The sequence below is a fragment of the Streptomyces lydicamycinicus genome, assembly GCF_000829715.2.
Lineage (GTDB): Bacteria > Actinomycetota > Actinomycetes > Streptomycetales > Streptomycetaceae > Streptomyces > Streptomyces lydicamycinicus.
The window spans coordinates 723,807-738,150 of record NZ_BBNO01000003.1; the positions used below are offsets into that span (position 1 = coordinate 723,807).

The 14,344-nt window shown below is 71.6% G+C and carries 13 protein-coding genes; 11 read left to right on the plus strand and 2 right to left on the minus strand.

Annotated elements, in window-relative coordinates; all coding sequences use genetic code 11:
• The first annotated feature begins 428 nt into the window (after positions 1 to 428).
• The 8 genes from TU31_RS12150 to TU31_RS12185 all read left to right on the plus strand — a co-directional run bounded on the left by TU31_RS12150 (position 429) and on the right by TU31_RS12185 (position 8,635).
• Positions 429 to 1,040 carry a flavodoxin family protein gene (locus TU31_RS12150; RefSeq protein WP_042153236.1) on the plus strand — a complete coding sequence of 204 codons (612 nt, stop codon included), beginning with the start codon at positions 429 to 431 and terminating at the stop codon, positions 1,038 to 1,040.
• A gap of 877 nt (positions 1,041 to 1,917) precedes the next feature.
• The gene (locus tag TU31_RS12155) at positions 1,918 to 2,922 is read left to right on the plus strand and encodes a methyltransferase (RefSeq protein WP_042153238.1); all 1,005 of its coding nucleotides are present in this window, start codon (positions 1,918 to 1,920) and stop codon (positions 2,920 to 2,922) included.
• 29 nt (positions 2,923 to 2,951) lie between these two features.
• The gene (locus tag TU31_RS12160; protein ID WP_042153240.1) at positions 2,952 to 3,602 is read left to right on the plus strand and encodes a thermostable hemolysin; all 651 of its coding nucleotides are present in this window, start codon (positions 2,952 to 2,954) and stop codon (positions 3,600 to 3,602) included.
• A complete protein-coding gene (locus TU31_RS39110; RefSeq protein ID WP_042153243.1) occupies positions 3,589 to 5,160 on the plus strand; it encodes an AMP-binding protein in 1,572 nt (523 codons plus the stop codon). The genes TU31_RS12160 and TU31_RS39110 overlap by 14 nt, the downstream gene beginning before the upstream one ends.
• Positions 5,157 to 6,098: a TauD/TfdA family dioxygenase gene (locus TU31_RS39115; RefSeq protein ID WP_042153246.1), complete on the plus strand. Its 942-nt coding sequence runs from the start codon at positions 5,157 to 5,159 to the stop codon at positions 6,096 to 6,098. The genes TU31_RS39110 and TU31_RS39115 overlap by 4 nt, the downstream gene beginning before the upstream one ends.
• Entirely contained in the window at positions 6,095 to 6,772 is a 678-nt protein-coding gene (locus TU31_RS12175) for an O-methyltransferase (protein ID WP_042153249.1), read from the plus strand. The genes TU31_RS39115 and TU31_RS12175 overlap by 4 nt, the downstream gene beginning before the upstream one ends.
• 76 nt (positions 6,773 to 6,848) lie before the next feature.
• Positions 6,849 to 7,376 carry a nuclear transport factor 2 family protein gene (locus TU31_RS12180; protein WP_042153252.1) on the plus strand — a complete coding sequence of 176 codons (528 nt, stop codon included), beginning with the start codon at positions 6,849 to 6,851 and terminating at the stop codon, positions 7,374 to 7,376.
• Positions 7,373 to 8,635, plus strand: coding sequence for an amidohydrolase family protein (locus tag TU31_RS12185; protein ID WP_042153255.1), 1,263 nt, complete (start codon positions 7,373 to 7,375; stop codon positions 8,633 to 8,635). Before TU31_RS12180 ends, TU31_RS12185 begins: the two co-directional genes overlap by 4 nt.
• A gap of 7 nt (positions 8,636 to 8,642) precedes the next feature.
• Here the strand turns inward: TU31_RS12185 and TU31_RS12190 are convergent, their stop codons facing one another.
• Positions 8,643 to 9,152 carry a MarR family winged helix-turn-helix transcriptional regulator gene (locus TU31_RS12190; RefSeq protein WP_052718911.1) on the minus strand — a complete coding sequence of 170 codons (510 nt, stop codon included), beginning with the start codon at positions 9,150 to 9,152 and terminating at the stop codon, positions 8,643 to 8,645.
• Positions 9,153 to 9,497: 345 nt separating this feature from the next.
• On the opposite strand from TU31_RS12190, the gene TU31_RS12195 reads away from it, so the two are divergent.
• Positions 9,498 to 10,148 (plus strand): alpha/beta hydrolase, encoded by a 651-nt coding sequence (locus TU31_RS12195; RefSeq protein WP_042153257.1) that lies wholly within the window; start codon positions 9,498 to 9,500, stop codon positions 10,146 to 10,148.
• Positions 10,149 to 10,218: 70 nt separating this feature from the next.
• Here the strand turns inward: TU31_RS12195 and TU31_RS39665 are convergent, their stop codons facing one another.
• On the minus strand, positions 10,219 to 11,133 hold the full coding sequence (locus tag TU31_RS39665; RefSeq protein ID WP_245698507.1) for a CAP domain-containing protein: 915 nt from the start codon (positions 11,131 to 11,133) through the stop codon (positions 10,219 to 10,221).
• Positions 11,134 to 11,448: 315 nt separating this feature from the next.
• Here TU31_RS39665 and TU31_RS12205 point away from each other — a divergent pair, with 315 nt between their 5' ends.
• Positions 11,449 to 12,957, plus strand: a complete 1,509-nt coding sequence (locus TU31_RS12205) for a sigma-70 family RNA polymerase sigma factor (protein ID WP_042153878.1) — start codon at positions 11,449 to 11,451, stop codon at positions 12,955 to 12,957.
• 136 nt (positions 12,958 to 13,093) lie between these two features.
• A complete protein-coding gene (locus tag TU31_RS12210) occupies positions 13,094 to 14,101 on the plus strand; it encodes an NADP-dependent oxidoreductase (protein WP_042153260.1) in 1,008 nt (335 codons plus the stop codon).
• Positions 14,102 to 14,344: the final 243 nt, after the last annotated feature.

Sequence of the window (14,344 nt, forward strand, 5' to 3'; positions counted from 1 at the left end):
GTATGACACCTCTTCATGTGACGTGCGTCACATTAGCGTCGGGATCTGGTGAAGGGTGGCCCCTCCCCCCGCGCTCCGATGAAGTGCCATGGCTGAAAAGGGATTTGACGGCAAGTCAGCGCTCTGGGATCGGCCCCTGCGCGTCTGATAGGGAAGTGTGCCGTGGCGCCCGATTTCGCCCGTCGCCTCGAAGTCGGTGCCGTGGGGCGTGCTGATGGGGCGTCCGGCGTGGTGCGCAGGTTTCGGGAGGTACGGATGTGATTGGGCGAGCTGTCCCTACCTGCGGGTTTACCTGTTCTTTTCAGGGTGTTGGCCGGAGACGCTTGCCTTGGAAGTGCGGGCATGGATAGCGTAACCAGCACCTAAAGCTTTCTGGACAGCTTTAGTGAAAGCTAAAACATCGTTCCGTTCCCGGGTGGGGGAGAAGTATGCAGATCAAGGTTGCGGTGGCGTATCACAGTGGGTACGGCCACACCGCAAAGCAGGCGGCGGCCGTCGCGGCCGGCGCGGAGAAGGTCCCCGACACCCAGGTACGCCTGGTCTCCCTCGCCGAGCTCAACGACGAGCTGTGGGAGGTGCTTCAGGAGTCCGACGCCCTGATCTTCGGCACGCCGACCTACATGGGCGGCAGCAGCGCCGTCTTCCGCGCGTTCGTCGAGGCCACCAGCCAGGTCTGGGGCGACAACATGCGCTGGAAGAACAAGATCGCGGGTGGCTTCACCAACAGCGGCAACATGGCGGGCGACAAGCTCAACGCGCTGATCGACATCGCGCTGTTCGCCGCCCAGCACGGCATGGTCTGGGTCGGTCTCGCCGAGTACGGCGGCTGGAACACCTCCTCCGGCAGCCCCGAGGACCTCAACCGGCTCGGCAGCTGGCTGGGCGCCATGTCCCAGTCGAACAACGACGAGGGTGCGGACGTCACCCCCTGCGCCAGCGACCTGCGCACCGCCGAGGCACTCGGCCGCCGGATCGCCGAGACCGCCCACATCCACAAGGCCGGACGCGCGGCCGTCGGGTTCGACGAGGTGTCCGCCTGACATCCGGTGAGCCGCACTGAGGCAGCTGCGACCGGGGGGGGGGGACCCGATGAACAGCCGTCAGGAGTCTGCGGTGTCTCCTGCGGACGCACAGTCCGGAGTGGTCGCACCGCAGCATGACCAGCCGTCAAGAACTCATCGGGACGACGGTGGCCGGGGCCGAGGCGGCCCGCGTCGTGGGGGCGCGGGCACCATGGCCGGGATCACTCCCGGCGCCCCTTCGGGCGACCCGGCCGGCGCCTTCCGTATCGCAGCCCTCCACCGCGGGGTCTTCGGGTTCCAGCCCGCCCGGGGCAGCTCGCCGTCCGGCGGCCCCGGAGCCCCGCAGCCCGGCCCGGGGAGCGGACGGGCCGTCAGCAGCGTGCCGCCGGGGAGAGCGGCGGTCCTCGCTGCCCTCCCCGGGCCGGCCCCAAGAGGTTTCCGCCCGGCGCCACCCGCGTCCGGCATGTCCGGGGACCCCGCCGCACGGGCTCCGCGAGACCTTCCTCGTGCGGCCCCCGACCCCCCGGTTCCCGCTCCGCCACACACCGGCCGGGGCCCGATGAAGCCCCACGGTGCCGTGAGGTCCGCGCGGCCGGTGCCGAAGGGGCGCCGCGCGGCGCCGGCGGGCTTCGCCGGCGGCCCGAAGCAACACCACTCCGGGGGCCCGGCACCCGGAGTGAGCTACCACGGCCGCCATGGCGTGGCACACCTCCCGCTCGCCCTCGCGGCGCCGGCGCGCCCCCGGGCGTACCGGCTCCCACCGGTCCCGGCCGGCTGAAGTTCGTCCCCGTTCGGCAGTCCCACACTTCACCGTGCCCGCGGCCGTCGCGCGCACGGGCATATCCCGGCCGCGCAGGCTGTGCGGCCGTTCCCTGCCATCCCGAGGAGATCAGCCATGTTCAAGACCACCACCGACGCCGAACTGGCGGGCAACCCGATCGATGAGGTGATCGGCTCCACCATCCGCTACGCGGCACTCACCTCCGCCGCCAAGCTCGGCATCTTCCGGACCCTGGAGGAGGACGGCCCCAAGACCCTCGACGAGCTGGCCGCCGCGATCGGCGCGAGCACGGACGGCACCCGCGCGGTCGCCGACGTCGCCGCCGTCCTCGGCTGGCTGACCCTGGAGGACGGGCGCTACCGCAACGGCCCGCTCGCCGAACGCTGGCTGGGCAAGAACGCCGAGTACGACTTCACCCCGGCGCTGCTGTGGGCGTACGAACTCACCAACGTGATGTGGGAACTGCCGCAGGCCGTCCGGGACGGCAAGCCCGCCCAGTCCCTCTGGGAGCGCTGGGCCGACAACCCCGAGGCCGGGCGGGACTTCTCCGCGTACATGCAGGTCAAGTCGCGGCTGACCGTGCAGCCCATCGTCGAGGCGGTCCCGCTGCCCGAAGGGGCGCGGCGCCTCCTCGACCTGGGCGGCTCGCACGGCCTGCACTCCATGGCCATGTGTGAGCGGCACCCCGAGCTCTCCGCCACCATCCTCGACCTGCCCGAGGCGCTCGCCGACACCGGTGCCGCGATCGAGAAGGCCGGGCTGTCCGACCGGATCACCCTCCAGCGCGGCAGCTTCCTCAGCGGCGACCTCGGCACCGGCTACGACGTGGTCTTCCTCTTCGAGATCGTGCACAACCACACCGACGAGGAGAACCGGGACCTGATCGCGCGGGCCGCCAAGGCGCTGCGCCCCGGCGGCCGGATCGTGGTGCTCGAAGACGTGCGCGGCGAGCAGCTCGAGGAGCACAACGCGGCGTTCTCGCTGGCCATGTACGCCTGCTCCGGTGACCGCACCTACAGCGAGCCGGAGATCTCCGGCTGGCTCACCGACGCGGGTCTGAAGTCCGTCGAGCGCATCGCGCTGCCTTCATCCGTGTCTCTGGTCGTCGGCACCAAGTAAAGCCGGCAGCCGGGGAAGGGGGGAGCACCGTGCAGATCGATCTGGCACACCGGTCGACCAGCTCATGGCTGGACGCCGCGGACCTCGCTCGCGAGGTGTACGCCCAGGCATACGGCGCCGATGTGGCGCCCCGGCCCGACTCGTTCATCGTCGCCCGGCCGGCCTGCGGCGCGGCGGAGGAGCCCTGCGCGCCACTGGCCTGCGCGGGGCTCACCTTCGGCAGCGACCAGGAGCTGTTCTCCGAGCGGTACCTCGACACCGGCGTCGAGGACGCCGCACTGGCCCGTCTCGGAGCCTCGGTGGACCGCAGGCGGGTGGTGGAAGTGGGGGCGCTGGCCACCCGCCGCGCCGCGGTCGGCCGCGAACTGATCAGAGCCACCCCGATCATCGCCTGGTGCCTGGGCATGGAGTACATCCTGTGCACGGTCACCCGGAGCCTCATCACGACGCTGGACCGTACCGGCATCTCCTTCGTGCCGTTCGGCCCCGCCGACCCGAGCCGGCTGTCTCCCGACGAGGCGGCGCGCTGGGGCACGTACTACGAGCATGAGCCACAGGTCGGCGTCATCCCGCTGAACGCCCTGGACCGGCTGTTCTCCGACGCCACCGGGCGCTACTCCGTCACCGATCTCCAACTGAGCATCAGCGCCATGGAGGTGGCCGGCCATGCTGGGCATTGAGCAGAGTCTGGTCCGCTTCGGTGAATCGGCGCGTCCGCTGGTCGAGGTCCTGGGGGAGGACGGCACGCCGGCCCGGACCCTCAGCTACCAGGAGGTGACGCGCCGGGCCGCGGAGCTCGCCGAGCGGCTCGGCGCGCACGGCGGCCGCCCGCTGCGCATCGGCGTGGTCTGCGGCAACACCCCGGAATATGTGGTCGCCGACCTCGCACTGATCGCCGCGCGCGCCACCGAGGTGCCGGTCCCGCTGGCCTTCTCCGCCGAGCAGGCCGCCGGTCTGCTGGCCGAGACCGATCTGTGTGTGGTGGACGCCGCCGGACAGGAGCGGCTGACCCAGTGGGGCAGGGACCGGGTCCTGCGCCCGGACTGCACGGTGCTGCCGCTTTCCACGGACGGGCCCGTACCGTCCACGCCCCTGGTGCTGCCGCCGGCCGCCGCCGGGGGAGCGGACTGGGAGTGCAAGATCATCCATACCTCCGGGACGACCTCGCGTCCCAAGGGGGTACGCATCCGGGCGGCGGCCCTGAACGAACTGCTGGGCTCACTGCGGTCGGTGATGCCCGACGGGGCCTTCTCCCGCTATCTCTCCGTCGTCCCGTTCAGCCTGCTCATCGAGCAGGTCACCGGCCTCTACATGGTCCTGCTCGACGGCGGGACCGTGGTCCTGATGCCGCCCGGCAAGGCCCTGGTCGGCACGGCGGCGGCGGCCCCGGCCGACGTCCTGCCGTATGTGACGGCCGCCCGCCCGACCGCGATGGTCGCCACGCCCGCGCTCGTCGACGCCTTCGCCACCGCCGCGGACGAGGCCCTGGCGAGCGGACAGGCGGTCGCACCGGCCCTGTTCGGCACTCCCGGCGCGCCGCTCATCTGCTGCGGCGGGGCACCCGTGCACCCGGAGCTGCTGCGACGGCTGGAAGACCACGGGCTCCCCGTGCACGAGGGGTACGGCCTGTCCGAGAACAGCTCCGTGGTCAGCTGGAACACCCCGGACGCCCGCCGGCCGGGCACTGTCGGCCGTCCGCTGCCGCATGTCCGCGTCCGGACCGCGGACGACGGTGAACTCCTGGTCAGCAGCACCTCGTTGTTCGCCGGCTACACCCGCGACGACCCCTCCAGCCTGGTCCTCGACGCCGACGGCTGGCTCCGTACCGGCGATCTGGCCGAGATCGACGAGGACGGCTTCATCAGCATCACCGGACGCAAGAAGAACGTCATCATCACCGCGGCCGGCCGCAATGTGGCCCCCGAGTGGGTCGAGGCGCAGTATGCCCAACTCCCGTTCGTCCGCGCCGTCGCCGTGATCGGTGACGGGCTCGCCGCCCTCCACGGACTCTTCCTCGTCAAGGAGTCCACCGACCTCGCGGCGGCCGAAACGGCCGTCCGGGAGTTCGGCGAAGCGCACCTCTCCGAGGTGGAGCGGATCGCCGTGCCGCACCTCACCGTCGCCGACGAGCGCCTCTACCGGCGGTTCTTCACCGTCACCGGACGGCCCATGCGGGCAGCCATCCGTACTGCCCTGTCCAACGGAACGCTGTACGACCACCAAGGAGCAGACGTATGACCACCATCGCTGACGTCGAGCCCTACGGGGCCGCCACCGGCCGGCTCGTCCTGCCCACCGGGGACCGGTCGCTCGGTGCACTGGACCCCGCATGGGTCACCGGGCTGCTCGCCGACGCCGGCTTTCTGCTGTTCCGGGGCTTCCGCACCGACCTGGAGGAGTTCACCTCCTTCGTGAAGGCGCACTCCAGCCGGATCACCCTCGACCCGGCGCGCTCCTTCCACGGCGGCGAGGTCGCCCAGAAGGTGGACGCGGGCACCGTCGCCGTCGGCCTCCATCTGGAGAACGGCAACAGCCCGTTCGGCCCCGACCTGACGTGGTTCCTGTGCGAGAAGGCCGCCGCCAGCGGCTCCCAGACCACCGTCTGTGACGGCTACCGGGTCTGGGACGCGGCGAGTGACACCGCCCGCGAGGTCTTCGGCGTCAAGGACATCATGTACAGCCGCCGGGTGGAGGAGCAGAAGTGGAAGGCCTTCGTCTGCCACCAGACGGAAGGCCGCAAAGCGCTCGACGACGTCACCTTCGCCGATATGAAGGACCTGGTGGGCGGCAGTGTGTCCACCACCCTCCAGCTCAACGACGACGGCTCCATCCACTACGCCTACCGCATCGGTGCCGTCCACCCCACGCTCTTCGGCAGCCGGCTCTCCTGGGCCAACAGCGTCTTCGGCCCCTCGTACAACTACGAGGCCCCGCGCATCACCTTCGCCGACGGCACGGAGATCCCCGAGGAGCTGCTCGCCGAATTCCGCCGCCTCACCGAGGAACTGACCGAGGAGCTGGACTGGCAGGACGGCGACGTGGCGCTGATCGACAATACCCGGGTGATGCACGGCCGGCGCGAGATACTCGACACCGACCGGACCATCTACAACGCGCAGAGCTACCTCGACCCCGCGCTGCTGGCCGCCGTGCGGGACGGGAGGGCCCAGGCATGACCACCGCCACCACCGGACTCGCCGACCCGCGCGTGGGCGCCGTCCTGGACGAGATCGCCCGGACCGCCGAGCGCAACGACCCGGACGTCATGAAGCGGGCCTACGCCACCGCGGCCGACTGGCCGCAGCCGCCCACCGCGCAGGAGGCGGCCGAGCTGTGCGCCCAGGCCGCCCTGCCCGTACACCCGCAGGTCGGCACCTTCCTCTACCAGCTCGTACGGAGCCTGCGCCCCGCCCTCGTCGTGGAGTTCGGCACCTCCTTCGGCGCCTCGACGATCTATGCGGCGGCCGCCCTGCGCGACAACGGCGCCGGCCGCATCATCGGCTCGGAGCTGCACCCGGGCAAGGCCGACCGGGCCCGCAGCCACCTGGAGCGCGCCGGGCTCGCCGAATACGCCGAGATCAGGACCGGCGACGCCCGGGAGCAGCTCGGCACGCTCCCCGGGCCAGTCGATGTGCTGCTGCTGGACGGCTGGAAGGAGCTCTACCTCCCCGTCCTCAAGCTGCTCGAACCGCAACTGCGCGACGGTGGCCTGGTCGTCTCCGACAACCTGCCCATGTTGCCGCCCGAGTTCACCGACCATGTCCGCACCGCCGGCAACGGCTATCTCTCCCAGCAGCTGCCGCTGGGTGACGGCATCGAATTCTCCGTCCGCCTCCAGGAAGCCGGATGACACCGACTCCGCCCGGCCGCGCGAAGCCGTCGCCGGCCGCGTCACCCCGTCCGCACGGAAAGGGCACCGAACACCTGTGACTCCCCGTACCCACCGCCGCACCCTGCTCCGCGCCGGCGCCGCCGCGCTGCCCCTGGCCGCCCTGGCGCCGGCCGCACAGGCCGATGAACGATCCGACCGGCTCACCGCCGCCCAGGTGTCGAGCTGGACCGACGCCTATCTGGAGAGCTGGCGGACCAAGAACGACAAGGCCGCGGTCCGGCTGTTCACCCCGGACGCCGTGTACGAGGCGGTGCCCGGCGTGGAAGCGCAGACGTTCCGCGGACGCGACGCCATCGGCCGCTACTGGCGCGACATCACCGCCGGCCAGAGCGACATGACGGGCCGTCACGGCACGCCGGTCGTCACCGGAAACCGGGCGGCCGTCGAACTCTGGGTCACCCTGCGGGCCCCCGCCCTCAACCCCGACGGCGAGCACTGGGTCACCTTCCTGGAGACCAACTTCCTGACCTTCGCCCCCGACGGCCGCTGCCGGCGCAACACCGAGTACTGGAACCTCCAGATGGGCCGCCTGGCACCGCCCCAGGGGTGGGGCACTGCATGACCTCCGCACGCCTGCTCGTCACCGGTGGCCGGGTCCTCACCATGGACCCGGCCACCGGTGAACTCCCATCCGCCGACATCCTGGTGGCGGACGGCCGGATCATCGAGGTACGCCCGGACATCGACCCCGCCGCGGCGGACGAGCGGATCGACGCCCGGGGGTGCCTCGTGCTCCCCGGCTTCGTCGACACCCACCGGCACATGTGGCAGGCGGCGCTCCGCGGCAGCGGCGCCGACCAGACCCTCGACCAGTACTTCGCGACGGTGCTGCACACCCTGGCGCCCCGGCTCAGCGCCGACGACCTCCACCTGGGCAATCTGCTGAGTGCGCTGGGTGCCCTGGATGCGGGGGTGACCACCGTCCAGGACATCTCCAATGTCGACAAGCCGACCGAGGAGCACACCGACGCCCTGCTCGACGCGCTCACCGAGTCCGGGCTGCGCAGCGTCTTCGCCTACGGGCAGGGCACGGCGCAGGACGCCCGCCGTATCCGCGGCGGCCGGCTGCACGGCAGGGACGGCCTGGTGACCATGGCGCTGAACGCCGAGTTCGGCAGCGATGAGGGCACCCGGAACAGCTGGGCCCTGGCCCGTGAACTGGAGGTGCCGACCGCGCTGCACGTCCGGGGCGGCAGACCCGTCTCCCGGCTGCGCCGCCTCGGCGTACTGCGCCCCGGAACGGTGTTCATCCACGGCACCGGGATGGACACCGGCGAGCTGGAGTTGATCCGCGACAGTGGTGGGGCGCTGTCGGTCGCGCCCGCCATCGAAATGACCATGGGGCACGGTCTGCCGCCGTTCGCCGCGGCGGCTGCCGCCGGTCTGCGTCCCAGCCTCAGCGTCGATGTCGAAGTCGCCGCACCGAGCGATATGTTCACGCAGATGCGGACCGCCTTCCAGGTCGGCCGCTTCGCCGCGCTCCAGGGCCACGCGGGCTCCGACGCGCCGTTGCTCACCACTCGGGAGGTGCTGGAGTTCGCGACGCTCGGCGGTGCCGAGGCGCTCGGGATGGCGGACCGGATCGGCTCCCTCACCCCGGGCAAGCAGGCGGATCTGCTCGTGCTGCGGACCGACCGCCCCGGAGTGGCGCCGGTGCATGACGCCACCGCGGCCGTCGTGTCGTCGATGGACCGCGCCGATGTCGACACCGTGATGGTCGCCGGGCGGATCGTCAAGCGCGCCGGGCGGCTGGAGTACGCCGGGCTGCCGCGGCTGCTGGACCGGGCGGAAGAGGTGCGCGACCGGCTGTCCGGACGCTGACCTCGCGTCAGCGCCGGATCAGCACGCCCTCCTCGATGGCGGCCAGCGCGATGCGCAGCTGCTCGCTGAGGGCCTTCGCCGTACGCTCCGGAATCCGGTCGACGAGCCGGGCGTGCACGGCGGTGGTGGCGCGCACCGCCGCCTCGGCGGTCTCCACCCCGCTCGGGGTGAGCTGCACCCAGCTGCTGCGCGCATCGTCCTCGGCCGCCGCGCGGGTGACATAGCCGGCGGCCACAAGACGCTTGATGACATTGCTGGTCCCACCGGAGGACAGCAGGAGAGCGTGCGTGAGCTCGGTCGGCTTGAGGCGGTAGGGGGCGCCGATCCGGCGGAGGGTGGCGAGGACCCCGTACTCGGCCTGGGTGAGCCCGAGTTTCTCCAGCTCGGCGGCTGCGGCGATATCAAAGGCCGAAACCAACAGGGCGGTCCTTTTGGCCAGTTCCAGGGGAAGACCGGCGATTTCGGGCAGCTCGTGCCCCCATGCCGAGATGATCTCGTCTACGTGGTCAGGCTCCACTGCGAACCGCCTTCCCTCTTCCCGATGCTCAGTACAAAGATATCCCACCCTCCGTACAGGCATCTTCTGACCTGGGGAGACTGTGTGGTTGCCAGATGTGGACGCTGTGAAAAGCTTTCCATCTACCTTTCAATATAGCTTTTCCCAATGCTTTCTCTCTATGCTTCTCTCATGTTCACACGTGCGCCGAGACGTGCCCTGGCCATGACAGCGGTCCTGTTTCTGGCCTTGACCAGCGCCACCGGCTGTGCGGGCCGTGACGCGGAAAAGGCCCCACAGGGGAGCGCAATGGCGGAAAACCGTCGCTCCGCCGAGGGAGGAACCACCGAGAAAGGAACCATCGCAGTGCGAGAGTTCAGCGCCACACCGGACCGGCTGCCGTCGTGCTTCCACGGCGTGCGAGGCGCCACCGCCTACCGCCCGTCCGGTTCCTCCGGGGACGACCGCCTGGTCACCTTGGGCACCGGTCCCCGCGGGGTGGTCTTCGCCCCCATCTCCTGGGGTGACGCCTGCGAATGGGCGGCCGAGGCCAAGCGGCTCGCCGCCGGCGGCTATCACGTGGTCAGCCTCGACTGGGGTGCGGACCGCCGCCGGACCATCTCCGACGCGACCCGCTTGCTGCGCTCGCGCGGCGCCAAGGACGTGGCATGGGTGGGCGGTTGTATGGGCGGCACGCTGATGCTCGGCATGCTGACGGACCGCACCGACCGGCCGGCCGGCGTCGCCGGCATCAGCCCCCTCGCCTCGTTGGGCGGCTACTCCGCCGGGAACGGCACCTCGTACGACGGGGAACTGCTGCTCCTGGGCACCGCCGACGATCCGCTCTCCGACGAGAAGCGGCTGCGCGAGGTCGCCCACAGCTTCCCCGCGGCCGAGGTCACGGTCCTGCCCGGCACCCGCCACGCCGCCGAGATCTTCGCCGGCCCGCACGGTACGGCGGCCCGCCGCAGTCTCGACGGCTTCCTCGACCGGACCTTCGCCCCGGCGGACAGCTGAGCCTGCGCGGCCCCAGGGCACCGGCGGTGCGAGCCGGCTTCGGCCCGCACCGCCGGGGAGCCCCGCCGTATCAGCGGTGGGTGGCGAAGTCCTGCGTCCACCAAGGGCCATTGCCGCTGAGATTGACGCCTACGCCGGTGGTCTTGTAGGAGCAGTTGAGGATGTTGTCCCGGTGGCCCGGGCTCTTCATCCAGCCGTCCATCGCCGTGGCCGGGTCCTTGGGGCTCTTGAAGATGTTCTCCGCCCAACTTCCCCACGGGTAACCGGCCTTGGTCATCCGGGTACCGGGGTCGACGCCTTCCGGGGTGTTGTGGTCGTAGAAGTTGCGGGCGGCCATGTCGTCCGAGTGGGCCTGCGCCGCGCGCTGTATTCGGGTATCGACGGTGAGCGGGCCGCAACCGTGCTGCGCCCGCTGCGCGTTGACCAGCTCGACGATCTTCTGCGCGAAGCGCGCGGCGGTGCCCGACGCGGTCTGCGCTCCGTTCGGCGTGGTGGCACCCGCGCCGGAATCGACGTGCGGCGTACGGGGTGTCGTGCGCTGGGCGCTCCCGGAGCCGCTGCTGGGACGGCTGGCCTTCGGCCGGGGTGAAGCGTGCTTCTTCGCGTGCTTCTTGGCCTTGGACGGAGAGGCCGAGGGCTTGCGGGGCTTGGCCGAGGGCGAGGTGTCCGGTGTCGCGGGAGCGGAGACCTTCGCCGTGGGCGCCGACGGCTCGGACGCGTCCGCCGCGAGTGCCCGGTCGGTTCCGGAGTCGGGGCGCATCAGCACCGCGGACGCGCCGCCCACGGTGACCACGGCCGCCACCGCCAGCAGGGTGGCCTTGCGCCGGGGAGTGCTGCCGGCGCGGTGCGAACCGCCGGTCCGCCCGTGCCGGCCTCCCGTCCCGGCCCCGCCGGAACGCCGGTGCATACCGGCCTCGCCCGTCCCGCGGCCGCTCCCGGCCGGAGTCTCGTCGTGGCGCTCCGTCTGAAGGTGGTCGTAGTTCATGGTTCCGTTTCCTGTGGGGGACAGCGATCCGTCGGCCCGCGGAGCCCGGGGGACCCGTTGGCTTAGCGGCCGACACAGGGGAGACCACGGGGCCGGCGCCCGATAACGAAAAGCTCGAAAACTTTTTTCGCGGGCCGTCGGCAGGCCGCATCCCCCGTGGCGTGAACGGTCCGGGACACGGAGCGTTGCCACGGGCGCGGGCCGGGGAACAGCGCTCCTCCAAATCCCCGTAGGTTTTCGTTATCGCGGCCGGCGCAGGGGATCTCCGGTGTGCGGGGGCCACGGGTACGCACGAAGGAACAGGAACGAGTGGGCGTGAAGCAGGAAAACGGGACGGCGGCCGTCGAGGCAGCCAAGGCCGGGGACGAAGAGGCCCGGGAGCAGCTGGTCGCCGCCTACCTGCCACTGATCTACAACGTCGTGGGACGGGCGCTGGACGGTCATGCGGACGTCGACGACGTGGTGCAGGAGACCATGCTGCGGGTCCTGGAGTCGCTGGCCGACCTGCGGGAGCCGGCGTCCTTCCGCTCCTGGCTGGTGGCGATCGCCATGAACCAGGTACGCCGCCGGTGGACCGCCACCCGTAAGACCCCCGTGGTCGGCCTGGACCAGGCGCCGGAACGGGCCGACCGCTCGGCCGATTTCGTGGACCTGACCATCCTGAAGCTGGGACTGTCCGGCCAGCGCCGTGAGGTGGCCGCGGCCACCCGCTGGCTGGACGAGCGGGACCGGTCGCTGCTGTCCCTGTGGTGGCTGGAGGCCGCCGGCGAGATCACCAGGCCGGAGCTGGTCGCCGCCGTCGGCATCGACTCCCGCCATGCGGCGGTCCGGGTGCAGCGCATGAAGGAGCAGCTGGAGGCCGGCCGGGTCGTGGTCCGCGCGCTCTCGGCGACGCCGCTCTGCCCCGAACTCTCCCAGCTCACGGCGGCCTGGGACCAGGAGCCCTGCGCCCTGTGGCGCAAGCGAATAGCCCGCCATGCACGGCAGTGCACGGACTGCTCCGGCCACTGGGACGGCCTGCTGCCCGCCGAGGGCCTGCTGGCGGGTCTCGCCCTGCTGCCGCTGCCCGCGCACCTCACTCCGCCGCACGTCCTGCCGGCCCCCGCCGCCGCGACCGTGCAGGCGAGCTCGGCGGCCCCGCCGCACCACGCCTCCGGTACATCCGGCGCGCACTCCGTGCCGCCGCGGCCGCCCCGGGGGAAGACGGGCCCGGTCGTCGCGGGCACCGCCACCCTCGTGGTGGCCGTCGGCGCCGCCGTGTGGTGGTCTCCCGGCACGTCCCCGGAGAAACAGCAGGCCGAGCCGAAGGCGACCCGTACCGTGGCCTCGCGCACCCCGTCGCCCACCCCCACCCCCACGCCCACCCCGTCCCCGTCGCGCTCCAGGACCGCACCCCCCACCCGGTCCGCCACACCGACTCCCACCCCCTCGGCCACCCCGCCCGACCTCGAAGCGCAGGCCACCGCACTCATCAACCAGCGGCGGGCGCGGGCCGGCTGCGGTCCGCTGCGCATCGACCCGCGACTGCACACCGCGGCACAGCGTCACTCCGCCGATATGGCGGCCCGCCAGTACTACGAGCACCAGTCCCCGGACGGCACCGGCCCCGACGACCGGATCACCGCCACCGGCTACCGGTGGAGCAGCTGGGGCGAGAACCTCGACCGCGGCCCGCGGACCGCTGCCGGGGCGGTGAACGACTGGATGGGCGACCGTATGCACCGCGACAACCTGCTCAACTGCGCCTACACGGAAGTCGGCATCGGCGTCGTCCAGGGGTCGGGCGGTCCCTGGTGGACCCAGGATCTCGCGGCACCGCGCTGACCTTCGTGACCGGAGAGCCCAACGGCCGCCCGGAGCCCGCCAGATGGCGCCGACCGCCGGCACCGGAATGCCCCGTGGGCCGGCAGCGCTGCACCTTTACGGAGAAGCATTCCGTCGCACACAAGGAGAGCAGCGCATGACCGACACCGTGCAGGAGTGGCAGCTGGCCGCACGTCCCGTGGGGCGTCCGGTGCCGGGGGACTTCCGGCTCGTGGAGCGGGAGTTGCCGACACCGGCCGAAGGAGAGGTATGGGTCCGCAACACCTTTCTGTCGGTGGACCCGTATATGCGGGCCCTGATGAGCGCCGAGGAGACGGGGAGCCTGGCCTACGCATTAGACCGGCCGATGACGGGGGGAGCGGTCGGCGAAGTGGTCGTCTCGCGGGCGGCCGGTCTGTCGCCGGGGGACCTGGTCCTCAGCGACCTCGGATGGCGCACCGCCGCGGTCGCGCCGGCCGGACGGTTCACCAGGCTGCGGCGCGTCGAGGGGGTACCGGACTCCGCTTTCCTCGGCGTACTGGGGATGCCCGGACTGAGCGCCTACGTCGGGCTGACCGAGATCGCGGGAATGCGGCCGGGGGACACGGTGTTCGTTTCCGGCGCGGCCGGGGCGGTGGGCAGCCTGGCCGGGCAGATCGCGCGGCTGCGCGGGGCGAAGGCGGTGCTCGGCAGCGCCGGTTCCGCGGCGAAGGTGGAGTATCTGACCGGCGAACTCGGCTTCACCGCCGCCTTCAACTACAAGACCGGCCCGGTGCGTGAACTGCTCGCCGAGGCCGCCCCGGACGGTATCGATGTCTACTTCGACAATGTCGGAGGCGACCACTTGGAGGCCGCCATCGACGCACTGAGGCCGAACGGCCGGGCCGCGCTGTGCGGAGCGATTTCCGGGTACCACGACACCGAACCCGCGCCGGGGCCGCGCAACATGGTCGAGCTGGTGAAGAAGCGGATCACGCTGCGCGGCTTCGAGGTCGGGGACCATGCGGACCTCCAGCCGCGCTTCGCCGAGGAGATGGGCGGCTGGCTGGCCGAACGGAAGATCACCTTCCGTGAAACGGTCGAGGACGGCATCGCCCACGCGGTGGATACCTTCCTCGGGCTGATGAACGGCCGCAACACCGGAAAGATGGTGGTGCGCATCTGACGGCGCCGGACCGCGCCTGACCGCGTCGGCCGCCCGTACGAGGCGCCGTTGACGGCGATGACTGCCCACATCCTTACCCCACCGGAGGACGACGGCGGCGGGCCGGAGTGCCCCACCGGACCGCTACGGCCGGGCCCGGGATCAAGGTGAGACGCGCGTGGTCAGGCGACCAGGCGCAGCCAGGCCGACGCGAGAGCGGCGTGACCGGCCGGCGTCGGGTGCAGGTCTCGTCAGAGATACCTG

Excerpts from the sequence above, each read along its gene's own strand:
- TU31_RS12150 (WP_042153236.1), top strand. The coding sequence starts at position 429 with ATGCAGATCAAGGTTGCGGTGGCGTATCACAGTGGGTACGGCCACACC.
- TU31_RS12210 (WP_042153260.1), top strand. The coding sequence starts at position 13,094 with ATGACCGACACCGTGCAGGAGTGGCAGCTGGCCGCACGTCCCGTGGGG.
- TU31_RS12185 (WP_042153255.1), top strand. The coding sequence starts at position 7,373 with ATGACCTCCGCACGCCTGCTCGTCACCGGTGGCCGGGTCCTCACCATG.
- TU31_RS39110 (WP_042153243.1), top strand. The coding sequence starts at position 3,589 with ATGCTGGGCATTGAGCAGAGTCTGGTCCGCTTCGGTGAATCGGCGCGT.
- TU31_RS12155 (WP_042153238.1), top strand. The coding sequence starts at position 1,918 with ATGTTCAAGACCACCACCGACGCCGAACTGGCGGGCAACCCGATCGAT.
- TU31_RS39115 (WP_042153246.1), top strand. The coding sequence starts at position 5,157 with ATGACCACCATCGCTGACGTCGAGCCCTACGGGGCCGCCACCGGCCGG.
- TU31_RS39665 (WP_245698507.1), bottom strand. The coding sequence starts at position 11,133 with ATGAACTACGACCACCTTCAGACGGAGCGCCACGACGAGACTCCGGCC.
- TU31_RS12175 (WP_042153249.1), top strand. The coding sequence starts at position 6,095 with ATGACCACCGCCACCACCGGACTCGCCGACCCGCGCGTGGGCGCCGTC.